The sequence below is a fragment of the Cyclonatronum sp. genome (genome assembly GCF_022565315.1).
Taxonomy (GTDB): domain Bacteria; phylum Bacteroidota; class Rhodothermia; order Balneolales; family Cyclonatronaceae; genus Cyclonatronum.
In genome coordinates this window covers 1-14,860 of record NZ_JAIUMX010000090.1, presented here as the reverse complement: position 1 = coordinate 14,860, position 14,860 = coordinate 1, and the positions used below count along the sequence as shown (strand labels likewise).

Genomic DNA, 14,860 nt, shown 5'->3' with positions numbered 1-14,860 from the left:
TTGTTTATTACTTCTGCGGGGTTTGAAACCGTCAGACTATAGAAACCCGGTAGAAACGTACTGATAGAACTGCTTTGGCCCGCGGAAATAATTGCGGGTGTAATTCGGCCGTGTCGTTCAGCCTGAACCAAAAGTATCCCTGTATGGCCGTTGCGATCAACATTGATGGTTCCGTTAATAATTTGACCAGAGGACTGAAACAAACCAATCGAAGTTGGTGCCGTTAAATTTGCGATAGGAAAAAACACATAAACAAGTCCTAAGCGACCGGTATCCGGCCTTTCGGGAATCCTTATGTTGGATTCATTGAGGGGCAATGTAACTACCACACCTGCAGGGATTACAGCCGGGTTCTGATTATCTGTTGTGCGCTTAACGTTCACCTGCCTGACTTCATACCCTGCCTGAGAAACCGGTACGTCACCGGGTCTCGCTGCACCTTCCTGATCATCGTCATAAAACAGGGCAAGGTACAGTTCCATATTTCCGGCGAAGAATTCATCAAGAAGCGATTCTGAAACTGAAAAGAATAATTCTAACGGGCTTTCTTCTTCATGCTCACCGCTGTTATTAAGACGTGCAGCGTTCCCGGCACTCGCACTGCTCAGCCTGTCAGCTGATCGCCCTGTTTCATCTGTTATGCGCATTGATGCAGCACCAAGCACCAAAGCATTCAGATCTTCAGCTACTTCCCTGAATGTCTCAGGGAGTACAATCATTGCATCACGTTCACTTGTGTCATAATACTCTGTTGCCACGGTTAAAACACCGGTAAGCGGGACTCCAAGTGCATCGGTTAGCCGCGTTCCCTGTGATAGTGTTATGCTAACTTCAGGGGAATCGGGATTCAGACCGCTGCCGGGCATGCCGCCGGGCCGAATGACGAGATCTTCGCCGATTTCGCCATTTGCCTAGCTGTTACCCGCGCTTTCGGTTCTGAATACGACCCCCGGTGGCGGGTTATTGGTGCGAACCATCCTGGCAAAAAATTCTGAGGTTCCCGTTTCAGTAAGGTCAAAACTACGGGTTATAGCCTTGTAGCCGGGTGCCGAAAACTGCATGCGAACCCTAACCGGATTGTCTTCTGAAGGCTCAAGGTCATTTGAGACCCCAAAGTTTACAAAACCGTTGTTCACACGCACGCTTTGCAGCGGGTCGCTGTACATGTCAATTACTGAACCGCCGGAAAGGCTCTCGAAAGTAACCGTTGTGCGGGCCGTTATCAGCTCTCCGGTTGCCGCATCAGTGAGTTGCACCACACCCGTTGTATTGACGGGCTCAAGCCCGATTACCGGTGCAAAGTTATCAATGGCGTCGGTCAGTTTTGCCGAATCACAGGCCATAGAGGCAAGCATAATCACTAAAGCAGTTAAAGCAGCTCTTCTATTCATCAGTCTTAGATTTGAGATTCAAAAAAATTATTAAGCAGGCAAGCCCCATAGTCCAGCCTATAAAGAATATGTTATTTATTTTTGAATAATCATAAACCAACACTGATACCACCTCGACGTTTTGGTGAGGGGCTCAGCTTCATCAGCACACGCCCCTGAGTTAGGCCGGAACAAGTACCAAACTGTGATCAGATATTTAATTTTGCATGCTGCCAGCAGCTCATAATGCCCTGCCGTCAACCGGTGAAGCAATTAAAATATCTGGCTGACTCAGCTTTGTTATTTATGAACGTAACTACCCTCACATAAAAAAAGGCAACAGACCATTCACAGGTCTGTTGCCTTTTTCGCATCTCGTACAAACCTTTTGGCAGTTAATTAACGAAACCAAAGGGTTGGGTCAGGAAAAATTATCCGCAGATATCACTGTCGATAATCTCGGTATGGGTAAAGCGCTCCCCGGTTACCGTTACGACGCCCTCTTCTGTTTCTGTATCGTACAGAATCTTCACATCGTAGGAGGTATCCTTCAGTACGCTGTTCATCACAAATGTACCGCCGCGAAGGGCCTGACTTGCCGGGTTGTAGTCAAATTCAAGGCCGGTTGCGGTCCGCCAGATTGTTCCGGAGGGGGCACCTTCGGCACGATACTGTACCGTTGCCCCTGGTATAGAAGTTACGCGCAGGCGCTCAGAAGGGTTGGTACACTGGAGCACAAGATCAACGGTGGCATCTATTGTGTTTGGTGGTGGAGCAGGCAGATCTACCGTAACATCTCCGTTTTGGCAAAAATCATGTGACTCGATGGTTGCAGTGCTCTGTGCGGCATTAACGGAAACCTTGTATGAACCGGGAAGAATGCCCTGAACCGTTATGCTGTTGCGCCCCTGCAAAATACTGCCGGAATAAAACGCACCGTTCTGTGAAGCTTCGAAACTAAGCGAGCCGCTGTTACCATTGCGGTTAACATTGATTACGCCGCTGCACACAAGGCCGTCTAGCCCGGCAAGCAGCATGTACTGAAACGGCAGCTCGCTGTTCATCTGAATGCTTATAAGGGTGTAGCCTTCCGTTTCAGCCGGAGCTACAGTCACGATTGTGCCAATAAGCTCAGTAAGATCTATAAATTCAAAGCTTCCATCCTCTTCGGCATTCAGAATAGCCAGCTGAAGCACCTGCAGGTACTCTTCAACAACTTCATTCGGCAGCACAAACTCAATGAGGTACTCATCGCCCGGTGCCTCTTCGTTGTTCAGTACTGCGTTGCCCGGCAATGGTCTTCCGGCAGTACCTGTACCAATGCGGGCAGCACGGCGGCCTGAAGCATCGGTAATGCTCATTTCAGCTGCAGTAAGCACAAGGCCGTTTCTTGATTCAGCTGCATCTCTTAACTCATCTGGCAGGGCATTCAGCGCCTGACCTACAGTTGGATCATAGAACTGTGTCGATACGGTAAGGGCACCGGTAAGCACCGCGCCGCTTGCATCGGTCAGTATTGACCCCTGAGCAATTTTCACTTCCGTTTCGGGTGAAGTCGGATTTACTCCGCTACCTGTAGGGCCGCTTGGGCGGATAACAACATCGCCTTCTACTTCACCACTTTCGGAACTGTTGCCGCCGGAACCGGTGCCAATAATCACTCCTGATGGCGGGTTGCTTGTGCGAACCATACGGGCTGTGAAGTCTGATGTGCCGGTTTCTGTGAGCAGAAAACGGCGGGTGAGTGTCTGATATCCGTTTGCTTCAAAGCGCATCCGTACACGTACCGGGTTGTCTTCGGAAGGCTCAAGATCGTTGGAGACCCCAAAGTTTACAAAACCGTTGTTCACGCGCACGCTTAGCAGCGGGTCGCTGTACATATCGATTACTGAGCCGCCGGATAAGCTTTCAAAGCTTACTGTAGTACGGGCTGTAATGAGATCACCGGTAGCCGCATCAGAAAGCTGTACCACCCCGGTTGTGTTGATGGGCTCAAGCCCGATTACCGGCGCGAAGTTATCGATAGCGTCGGTCAGCTTTGCCGTATCGCAGGCCATAGCAGCAAGCGTAAGGAAAAGAATTATAACAGATAGTTTTGTTTTCATTTTTAAAGCGATATGTAGAATTATTCCCGACTGTCTGCCCCTGTAAAGGCTCATGGTTTCATACCGGCAGCAGCGGGGCTGTCCTGTTATTTTGTTTGGTTGAAGCAAATTTGCGAAACACAGCCGGCTCTGAAAGCCGGGTTCGTTCGTAATCGATTATTAACGAATGCGGTAGCTAAGTCCTACCTGCATTACCGGGTACCAGTTAAAAACATTCAGACCTTCCTGAATACTGATAGCATGATCGACGGTCGGAGCTATCATCCCTTCTCCTTCCATTGTAAGTTTGGGCGCACCACTGTACATCAGGCCAAGATTAAACATAAATGTAAGCGGGGAACCTGTACTCACCATATTGCCGAACCCTAAGCCCAGGTAAGGCATTAATTTATTCGGGTATTCCAGATTCATGGATAAGGAACCCAGGCGTTCCGGAGCAAAAGTTCTTTCGTTATCACGCCCTTTATTCATAGTGTACGATTCAATCGGAATCGCATCAGCACTAACATCAAGGTTGTGGTAAATCAGGCCGGCAGTAAGCTTAAACCCGCGGCCGTTTACCGGGAAATAATCTACCAGTGCTGATAAACTGTTCAGCCGCATTTTGCCGTCTATATCCATTGACGGGTCATCATCAACCGTTTCTGACACATTCAGACCAAAGGCAGAAAACCCAAGGCGAAACGTGAAGTCGTTGCTGATGTTTGTTGCAGCTTCACCACCAATTCCGGTTGTGCCGGCATACACGCCCAGGCCAAAAGAACGGTTATCCATGAATTGAGCATGCACAGGATTTACAATCCATAGCATCTGAATCAGACACAGCAGGCCGAATGCTGATATAAAATACCCATCGGCAAAGGATAATTTCCTTTCTGTAAACTTCATAGGTTAATTAAGTAAATATTAAAAGTTAAACGAATTATCATTATACACCCTAACGACCATACGAACAAGATTGTAAACATATTTTTTACAATAACTTTCACTCAGCAAAACAGCCCTTTAGCGCCTCATTATGAGGTTTTTTTAAAATGATGACGCCTGTAAACATAGCAGGCTGCTCAGATGTATTCAAAACAGACCGTTAGGATAGACGCGCTGCATCTTGCCGGTTTCAGCTGCTTTTAGCTGAAACCACTTACTTAAGGAACATCATTTTACGGGTGATGGCCGTCTCTCCTGTTTGCAGCCGGTAAAGGTAGAGTCCGCTGCTGAGGGCTGACGCATCAAACTGCACCTGATGCATACCGGCCGCCTGCCTGCCCTGTTGAAGCACCGCAACCCGCTGCCCCTGCACGTTGAAGACTTCAAGACGCACATCTGCCGGCGCCGGCAGCGCATAGCTGATTACCGTTGCCGGATTGAACGGGTTGGGGTAATTCTGCGAAAGCTGTACCTCTGCCGGCAGGTCTGAGGGCGTTTCCGTGTCTGACAGCGGCTGCGGATCGATGTGCAGTAAAAAGCGCGCGCCTTCAGCGGTGAGGCCGGCTGCCGGCACTACTACCTTTTTAAGGGTTTTGTTTTGGCGCGGGTCAGGCGGCAGTGCCGCAGTACGTCCCCCTGCCCCCATATCGAGATAAAAGCTGTAAGCCGGGTTGTCACGCAGATTGATGCGTGTGCCGGTGTGAAGGTCTTCCAGCACGAAATCATGATTTTCGGGCAGGGTTTCGGTATGCAGCCACTTCATTTCCGCATCACCCGAAAGCGGCTGCCAACCGGTAGTACCCGGCTGCCAGGCCTGAATGAACAGCGGCAGTGAAATACTTTCGTCTGTTTCGGAAGGCAGGTTTTTGATGGTGAGGGCGTCAGGGGCAGTATCCGCATCCGCATCAGTCTGTGGCAGGGTGTAGAGCACCAGGAACGGGGCGTAGTCGAGCGGCCACAGCATCACCGCGTCTTTCGGGTTTCTGCTAAAGCTTCCGGTATCGCTGAAGCTAAGCCAGAGGTCGTCGGCTTCACGGCCGTTCACTCTCGCCCCAAGCTGCAGCACCGGATCTGACTGCGGCCGCGTTTCTCCGCCTGCCGGTACCCGCGCCGTTTGCGGAATCGTGAGCGAGGATCCGCCCGTTGTGGTACTGTACACAAAGAACGACTGAAACGCCCCTATTTCACCGCCTGCAAGGCTGCCCGCAAGTCCGTTCCAGGCCCTGTACCCGCCTCCGGCAGCCAAGCCGCCTGACTGATCCGGCTCAGCGAAGGGGTCAGGGTTAAAATTGTGGTCATAAACATAAATAACGTCACCAATTCCGCTTGAACCGGGCAGTGCCGGCGGGATGAAGCCGTCGTAGCTTATTGGCTCACTGAAAGGGTTGCCAAGCAGGGTGAAAACCTCCGTACCCTGATTGAGCAGCGGACTTACGTCCACATCGCCCGGATGCTCAAATCCGTTGAGCGGCAGTACTTTAGGCCAGGTAATTACATCCGGCTGTGAGATGTTGTCCGCTCCGAAAAAATACACCGCAAGCCCCGCACCGGCCGGCATTTCCTCAGCAAGATCGGCTACCGGTACAAAAGCACTTCCGTTGTAAAAAAGCACGGTCGGGTCGCCGCTTGGTGCGTCAGAACCGGCGGAGCCCTGTGTCCATACCGGAGCCAGCAGCTCCGCATAAGTGGCACCCGCCACGGGCGAACCAACAAAGCGCCAGGCTTCATCAGGCCCCTCAAAGGTTCCTGCAAAGCTTTCTTCTACCTGCACAGTAACCGGAATTTCATAAACCGGATTCAGAGGATCGTTGGAGTAAATTTGCAGGGTGCGTTCGTAGGTACCGGGGTTAACATCGCCCATGTTCAGGGTAAGCTGAATCTGCTCCGCCTCGTTTTCGGCTATATTTGCAGAAGTAGCCGTGTAACTAATTGTGAAGCCCGGCTGAGTATCGGTGCACAGGAAAAAACCGATTTCATGCATAAAACCGGTTCGCCAGCCGGATTCGTCACGGATCTGCGTAGGCTCAGCAGGCGCACTGATATCACCAATGATGGAGGAAAGCAGCACAAAATCGTAAGCGGGCGGATCATGGGTATCAAACCCAGTGACATCAAGCACAACCAGGATATCTGCATCTGCGGTGAGGGGCTCGGGGAACGGGATATGGGATCTCGAAAAGCCGTCCGGCAACTCATCCATGGGCACTGAAACAGATTTCAGAACGCTTTTGGAGTTAAAATCCAGCACCTGAAACAGAGCCGTGCCAGCAGAGCCGGCTTTCCTGCCGATCAGCACATCTATCCCCTTTAACAAGATTGGTTCAGCAATCGGGAAATGCTGGGCAAAGGCTTCGTTGCCGCGAAGATTACTCCCGTACAGATTCCCCGGGGGATCATTCGTCCAGATATAATCGAGCACACCGCTGCGGCTGTTCCAGAAAGGCGGGGCTACCGGCATGGCACACTGCTGCGGTTCGTGCGGCAATCCGGCATGAAGCCCGTGCAGCGGGGTCCCGCTCAGGCCGCTGATGTGATGCGTCAGCCGGTTTCCCGACAGCGAAGCCTCACCTCCTGCGGGCAGCACACCCTGCCGGTTCGCGCTTTGTTGCAGAGCATGATGCGGGTGAGCTGCCATGCGCAGACTTCCTCCGCCCGGCACATCGGTAAGCTGTGCCTGAAGCATGCGCTCACCCGTATTTTGAAGGGTCAGGCTGAGGCTGTAGCTGCTGTTTGCTGTAGCTCTGAAACTTGTGTGAGACAAACCCGCTGAGATAACAGGCGCTCCGAGCATGGCATCATCCGCCTGAATGCGCGAAAAAGTCAGGTTGATATTATTCCGGGTGTCAGTGATTTGTACGCCTGTGTCCTGCAGCATCTGCAAAACGGTAACAACGGGCGCGTTTGGGTACTTTTGCCGTATCAGCGCCCAGGCACCGGCTACGTGCGGTGCTGCCATAGAAGTTCCGCCTTTGGCACCATAGGCTGCGTTGTTTACAGCAGATTCGATGATCTGCCCCGGTGCAAACAAGTCCAGAAAGGGGGCTGTGTTTGATGTGCTCCTTACACGATCCAAAACCGTACCTGCATATTTCCCGGTTTCGGTATTCCCCACAGAGATAATGCTTGAAATACAGGCCGGGATGGACATTGAGTCGGTAAAACCATCATTCCCCGAGGCTGCGATAACGGCGATATTCGCCTGTGTAAGCAAATCAGCAATATCTTTAAGTGCCGGTAATGAAGCATCACAAATATTAAAAAACCGGCCCCCTCCAAGACTCATGTTAGCTGCAACAACATTCAGATTTTCTTCTATTTTTTGGTCCAGTGTCCATTCGAGCCCTTTTATGATGTCGGAAAACCTGGCGTCTGTTTCATTGTTTTCATTAACGCCAAAAACCTGAATGCCAAGCACCCCTGCATCTTTTGCGACGCCTTTAATGTCACGCCCGGCGTTGGTTCCGCTTCCGGTAACAATACCGGCTACATGAATACCGTGATCGCAGTTTGCGCAGGCACCGGCAGCTCCTTCCCCGATCACCTCCGGCTGACCCTCCGGGCACAGTGAGGTGCGCCCTCCGGCGTTGGTTGAGAAGCAGGCCTCTCCGGCAACCCGCCCGCTGAAGTGCGGGTGCTCAGAATCAAAGCCGTCATCAAGTACGGCAACTACGGTTCCTGTGCCGGTATAGCCGGAGTTCCAGACTGCCGGTGAACCTATGATGCCGTTGCTCACATCCATCTGCCGGCTTGCGGTAAGATCGGCATAAACGCCGAGCACCTGCTCATCGGCAAGCAGGGCTTCAAGACCGGCTGCATTGGTTGTTATGGCCACATGCGGAATGTACCGGTAGGTACGGTTGAGCTGAAGTACCGCCTGCTGCTGCCGGGCAAGCAGGCCATCGCGTACCACCGCAACTGCTGTGAGTTGCGCCGCACGCTGCGGCCGGCTTTCGATAGCCTCGGCACTGAATGAAGCCGCAAAATGCACGATTACATAAATCTCTCCGGTATCCCGCGCCTGCTGCAACAGGGCGGTGCCCGGTTTGGAACCGGCGTTTTCAGCAAAGCCGCTCTGTGCAGCGAGCTGAGACGTGCCGGAATGAAAAGGCATGAGAAGTATGGTAAAAAACACCAAAAACAGAACAATGCGGCGAGGGGGCACAGACTGAAGCATAAAGTTTAACTTTTGAAACATTTAAAACGGGTTAGCTGCTACCATGAAGGTGAACCAATTTACAGAAATAGATGGTGTTTTTTTGGGGGAAAGAAATGAGCCGGATTGAGATCAGAAAGCGCAAGATTCCGCCGTGCCGCTGCTTCCGTTACTGTAAGTGCAGCAGTAGGTTAGCAGGAACTTTAAGAGGCCTTTTTTCGGGCTGAAGTGCGTCTTTCCGAAAAAAACGCCGCGGCAAACAGCCGGTGCCCGTTGCGTTACGAGCTTTACGGCCGGGATTCAAAGCCGCCGGTCTTATCCCGCTTGTGCATTCCAAACACAGCCGCAGCTTTTCCAAAAGCAAAATCCGGTTATATTCCCTCAACTTTCAGCACTTTCATCCAAAATAAATTTGCCATGAAGCTTTTTGTTCCGCTGTTTCTTTTTCTGGGGATGCTCACTTCCCTCACTCCGGTCTCCGGGCTTGTTCCGCAGGCCGCTGCGCAGGTTGCACCCGCTCCTGACCGCAGTGAGGGCGAGGGGCCCTTCACCCGGCTCATCATCCGCGGCGGCACGCTCATCAGCGGAACCGGGGCGCCGCCTACGGGTCCGGTCGATATCGTAATTGAAGGCAACCGCATCGCCAACATCGTGAATGTGGGCTACCCCGGGGTGCCGGTTAACGAAAGCCGCAGGCCCGCAGCCGATGAAAACACCCGCGAAATCGATGCGGAAGGCCTGTACATCCTGCCCGGCTTCGTGGATATGCACGGGCACATGGGCGGCAGCGCGCAGGGCACACCGGCGGAGTACGTCTTCAAACTGTGGCTGGCGCACGGCATCACAACGGTACGCGATCCCGGCAGCTACAACGGCCTGGAGTGGTCGCTGCATCAGAAAGCGCGCAGTGCGCGCAACGAAATCACCGCGCCCCGGCTGCACGTGTACCTGAGCTTCGGGCGGGGCCATCAGGGGCCGATCACTACGCCGGAGCAGGCGCGCGGCTGGGTGCGGCAGCTGGCACAGCAGGGCGGCGACGGCATCAAGTTTTTCGGACTCAGGCCCGACCTCATGGCCGCGGCCCTGGAAGAGGCCAACCGGCACGGTCTTGGCTCGGCGGCGCATCACGCACAGCTGAATGTGGCCTGGATGAACGTGCTGGATTCCTCTGCGCTCGGCCTCACAACCATGGAGCACTGGTACGGCCTGCCCGAAGCCCTTTTTCAGGACCGCACCATACAGCACTACCGCCTCGACTACAACTACATGAACGAGCAGCACCGCTTCGAAGAAGCCGGCCGGCTCTGGGCGCAGGCCGCGGGTCCCGGTACGCCGCGCTACGAATATGTGATGCAAACCCTGCTCGACCGCGATTTCACCCTGGTGCCGACCTTCAATATCTACGACGCCAACCGCGACCTGATGCGTGCCTACACCGCCGAGTGGCACCGCGACTACACCCTGCCTTCGCTCTGGGAGTTCTTCCAGCCCAACCGTATCGCGCACGGCTCCTACTGGTTCAACTGGGGCATCGAGCAGGAGGTATTGTGGAAGGATAACTACCGGCGGTGGATGGCTTTCGTGAACGACTACAAAAACCGGGGCGGGCGCGTGGCAACCGGCTCTGACTCCGGCTATATTTTCCAGATTTACGGTTTTGGCTTCATCCGGGAGCTGGAGATGCTGCGTGAGGCAGGTTTTCATCCGCTGGAGGTGCTGCAATCGGCTTCGCTCAAAGGGGCCGAAGCCTTGGGCATGGCCGGCGAAATCGGAACCGTAGAGCCGGGCAAGCTTGCCGACCTCGTGCTGGTGAACGGCAACCCCCTCGAAGACCTCAAAGTGCTGTACGGCACCGGCGTGCTGCGCATCAGCGCGGATAACCGGCCGGAGCGCCGGGGCGGCGTGCGCTACACCATCAAAGACGGCATTGTTTACGATGCGCAGGAGCTGTTGCGGAATGTACGGGAGATGGTCCGCCTCGAAAAAGAGCGGCTCGACTATGAAATCTACCTGCCCGGAACCCTCGAAGAATAGCGCTCAAAAATTTTGTACAGCACGGGGTGATGTGCTGCCGTGAAGCCATCACCCTAAAAACAAAACACAACTTTTTTTACTACTGAGAAGACGTGTGAGGTATCAGCCTCTGTAACCTTCCGGCGGGCGGAGGCTGAACTCGCTCTCGTTTGCCTGTTTTACCGTTTCACGGATGATGGTATCAAGCTCCTGAACCGACTGCTGCAGCCAGGTGATCACATTCTGCTGCTCAGCGGGCGATTTGTCCTGGAACTCATCAAAAATATTGCACAGCCCCAGAATATTGGCCACAGGCCTGCGGAGCTCGTGCGACTGCTTCCATGCAATTTTCCGCAGGGTTTCATTTTGGCGAAGGATGATGTCCTGCCGCATTTTCAGCTCGGTTACATCCTGCAGAATTACAATGATGGATTTTTTCCCGCCGGCTAAAAACGTGTTGAGGCTCGCATTAACGACAATTTCTTTGTCGCCTTTGCCGCTTGTTGGCAGGAAGAAATCCATCCTTACATTTTTTCCGCCTTCATTAAGATAGCGCTCTTGTTTTAGGCGGTGACCTTCACTGTACTTTTCATCAATCAGAAAATCCATGGTTTTGCCCAGCACTTCCTGTTCGGTATAGCCGTAGAGCTCCTCAAATTTTTCATTCACGAACTGAATGCGGAAATCCTCATCGAAAATCAGCATGGGATCCGGGATGGACTCAATGGTTTGCTGCAGCTTGTGTTCACTTTCCTCGATAATGCGCTCCTGCTCCTTCCGGTCGGTATAATCGATGCCGACACACTGAATTTCATGAATATGCCCGTCTCTGCCTGATATGGTGCTAAAATCCCACAGGGTATAGGCAATTTCGCCGTTTTCCAGCGGTTTACGAATATCAACCTGAATCACTTTTGAGGGTTCGGCAATCAGGTTTTGGATTACCTGATAAACCTTTGGCCAGTCTTCCGGAATGATCGAATCGAGGGAGTCGGCACCAAGATATGCCGGTTTTTCACTTCCGCTTTCGGGATATAAATGTCCGAAGCTATCCAGATATTTGGGGTTAACATAGGTGTAACGCCCTTTAATATCGGTTCGAATCACGTAGCAGGTTTGCAGTTCGAGCAGGTTGCGCATGCGCTGCTCGCTTTTTTTGATTTCGTCTTCTGCGTAGCGGAATTCGGTTATATCGGTAAAAGAAACCAGCACCTGCCGGGGCTTTTGGGTTTTCGGATCGGTGATGGGTTCGCTGTTAATCAGTATCCAGACCCGATCGCCGTCAGGTTTTCTAACGCCCATAATGGCATTGCGCACGGGCTCGCCGGTTCGCATGGTGATAACCGAAGGATGGTCTTCCGGGCGGGCCGGCGTGCCGTCGTCGTTGAGGGCATCCCAGCGGGAATCAAATGAAGTAAGGTACAGGAGTTCCTCTCTGGTAAGGCCCAGTATGCGGGCAGCGGATGCATTGCATTCTGAAATGGGATTCTGCTCAGCAACTTCATGCACAATGATGCCCTCGGATAGCAGCTCTACCATTTTCCGGTATTTGGCCTCGCTTTTGCGAAGCGCTTCTTTCGATTCGTTGAGGCGGGCGGCGGCCAGGGTTCGCTCGGTAACATTATGGATGTAGCCATTCCAGACCACACTGCCGTCAGCCTCCCGCTGCGGGGTAGATTTGCCCTCAAGCCAGATTTCCCTGCCCGACTTATGAATAATCCGAAAGGTATGCTCCCAGTTTTCCAGGCTTTGCGCCGATGCGCGCACCGATTCGTGATACGCCTGCTGATCGTCGGGATGAATATGTTGCAGCACATGCATGGCATCGGTTTCGAGCTGTTCTGGGCTTACATCAAACAGCTTGAAAATCCCTTCGCTTGCGAAAGGGAAATAAGAACTGCCGTCGGGCCTTAGCCGGTACTGATAAATTACGCCCGGGGCATTCCTGCTTACCTGCGCCATATAGCGTGCAACTTTTTCGCGCTCCTCTGCCGCCCGCACCCTTTGGCTCACATCACGAAGCAGCACCATGGCTTTATCGGTTTCAAACGGGGAAATACGCGCTTCGTAATGGTGGTTTTCTCCGTTTTTAAAAACGGAAAATGCGAGCTCTCCTGGTCGGTTTTCAGCAACAGCGGCCCTTACCTGGAGCATCAGATTTTCGGACGTATTACTTTCAAACAGGGTATCCAGCTGTTTTCCGGTAATTCCTGCTTCACGGAAATTTCCGCTTTGCTGATTTACCCGCGCATCGGTTATTACTCCGTCGGTACGTATTACGTAAAGATCGTCGGGCAGACTTCTAAGCAGGGCGCGGCGGTACTCCTCTGCTTTTTTGCGCTCGTCAATAAAAGTTGTATTAAGGGTGAAGCCCGTTATGCTGCCAGCCTTATCATACACGGGGTAGTACCGGAACTGAAACCAATAGCCGTTTATCTGCCTGTCGTGTGCAGAGGAAATACCTTTCAAAACCAGTGCGGAATCTCTTAAAAAATCTTCTTTGTCAGCCGGCAACACAAACTCAAAAATATCCGCCCCCTCATAAACAGGCTTACCAAAAACCAGCTTTGATGCTTCCCATGCTGCCTTATTGAAGGATAAAATTTTATAATCAGAGCTGATCAGCAGGTTGCTGTCTGTCGTGCTGTCGAGAATCGCCCGAAGCCGGAGCTTTGATTCCTGAAGCTGTTGCCGGTTGATTTCCTCTTCGGTTGCATCGTGCCCAACCGCAAGAATACCGAGCGGATTTTGGTCATTATCTGTAATCAGGGAAAACTCCCAGCGAGTCATAATGAAGGTGCCTGGCTCAGGCCCGGGTTTCCGCAGCGTAACGATAACCGGGCTGCCGGGATTCCGGATGCATTGCTCAGCGGCGCGCATAGCTTTGGGGTTGTCTTCCGGATGAATACTGTGGCTGAACGGCTGCCCTTCAAAATGCGCGTTTATATGCCTGAACCGCTGCTTAAAGCAGTTGTTCACATAAATAAAACACCCCTGCATGTCTGTAGCAATAACAGCGTACATCTGTGACTGCTGCATTACTTTTGGGATATAGCTGCTAATATTCTTGTCTATTTCGGGCATATTTTAAAAAAATATCGAGTCTGCTTATTTATTACCCTAACAATCTTCATGGCTGGCTTTTATACCTGAACAGCTGGTTAGTAATATTGTATATTAAGCAAAAGATACCGTTAATACCACATCAGGATAAGTACCAAGCGGCGGAACCCTCTCAAAGGCACAGTGTGCTTCTTCAGCCGCGCAGCTGTCTCTGAAAGCTGCGGAACCCTCCGTCAAGCTGAATCCGGGGCATTCCACATCATATTGATTTCTTATAATTTACATAAATAACAAAGCCGTACGCGGATCAGAAAACAGAGGAACCTGTGCGGGTGGTCAGTTCTTCCAGAAACTGAATGCCCCTCACTGAGTTCCCCTTTTTATTCAGCCTCGGGCTCCACACAGCTACGCTAAACAAACCGGGGTGTACGGCTGCAATACCTCCGCCTACTCCGCTTTTGCCGGGCAGCCCGACTTTAAAGGTGAAATCACCGGACTCATCATAAAAACCGCAGGTTTGCATGATAGCATTGATGCGCTTGGTTTTGCTCACTGAAAGCACCTGCCGGCCGTCAGCCGGGGCCCGGCCATGCCCTGCGTACAGCAAAAAGGTGCGGGAAAGCTGACGGCAGTTCATTTCAAGGGCGCACTGCATAAAATAGAACTGAAGCACCCGCTCCGGTTCGTACAAAATGTTTCCAAATGATTTCATAAGGTTGATGAGGGCGGCATTCCGGTAGCCGTGTGAGCGCTCTGAAGCCGCAACCGTTGGGTTATACCGTATCGCGGCATCTCCCGTGAGTGCCTGTACAAATTTCAGAAATCCGCCCTCAGGATCCGGCAGATGCTTCATCAGCACGTCACAGACAACCATTGCACCGGAGTTGATGAGCGGGTTTCTCGGAATGCCGTTTTCGTACTCAAGCTGCACAAGCGAGTTGAAGGGCGTACCTGAAGGCTCAACACCTACCCGCTGCCATAAGGCCGTGCCCTCAAGGTCAAAAGCCATCGTTAGGGCAAGCACTTTGGTGATGCTCTGTACCGAGAACGGCGTGAGGCTGTCGCCGGCAGCAAACTCCGCTCCGCTTGTTGTGCTCAGATGCACGCCGAAGCAATCCGGGTTAACCTTCGCAAGCTCCGGAATGTAGGCCGCCGCCTCACCCTGCGGTGGCTGCCTCAGAAGACCTTCATATATACCGGAAATGATTTCACCGTAATTCATAGTGCTT

At 52.4% G+C, this 14,860-nt stretch carries 8 protein-coding genes; 1 reads left to right on the top strand and 7 read right to left on the bottom strand.

The window, feature by feature from the left end; genetic code table 11:
- The 5 genes from LAT75_RS12285 to LAT75_RS12265 form a co-directional block, all read right to left on the bottom strand.
- The coding region (locus LAT75_RS12285) for a hypothetical protein (RefSeq protein WP_291482965.1) at positions 1-758 on the bottom strand (758 nt) is incomplete at its 3' end.
- Positions 759-911: 153 nt separating this feature from the next.
- Complete coding sequence (locus LAT75_RS12280) at positions 912-1,391, bottom strand: hypothetical protein (protein ID WP_291482964.1); 480 nt, start codon at positions 1,389-1,391, stop codon at positions 912-914.
- Between the two features lie 410 nt (positions 1,392-1,801).
- Complete coding sequence (locus LAT75_RS12275) at positions 1,802-3,475, bottom strand: hypothetical protein (protein WP_291482963.1); 1,674 nt, start codon at positions 3,473-3,475, stop codon at positions 1,802-1,804.
- Positions 3,476-3,634: 159 nt separating this feature from the next.
- Positions 3,635-4,363, bottom strand: a complete 729-nt coding sequence (locus LAT75_RS12270; RefSeq protein ID WP_291482962.1) for a hypothetical protein — start codon at positions 4,361-4,363, stop codon at positions 3,635-3,637.
- 253 nt (positions 4,364-4,616) lie between these two features.
- Complete coding sequence (locus LAT75_RS12265; protein ID WP_291482961.1) at positions 4,617-8,513, bottom strand: S8/S53 family peptidase; 3,897 nt, start codon at positions 8,511-8,513, stop codon at positions 4,617-4,619.
- A 495-nt stretch (positions 8,514-9,008) separates the two neighbouring features.
- On the opposite strand from LAT75_RS12265, the gene LAT75_RS12260 reads away from it, so the two are divergent.
- Positions 9,009-10,589, top strand: a complete 1,581-nt coding sequence (locus tag LAT75_RS12260) for an amidohydrolase family protein (RefSeq protein WP_363320569.1) — start codon at positions 9,009-9,011, stop codon at positions 10,587-10,589.
- A gap of 102 nt (positions 10,590-10,691) precedes the next feature.
- Here the strand turns inward: LAT75_RS12260 and LAT75_RS12255 are convergent, their stop codons facing one another.
- Entirely contained in the window at positions 10,692-13,652 is a 2,961-nt protein-coding gene (locus LAT75_RS12255; RefSeq protein WP_291482959.1) for a PAS domain S-box protein, read from the bottom strand.
- Between the two features lie 286 nt (positions 13,653-13,938).
- A partial coding sequence (locus LAT75_RS12250) for a glutaminase (RefSeq protein WP_363320568.1) occupies positions 13,939-14,860 on the bottom strand: 922 nt, incomplete at its 5' end.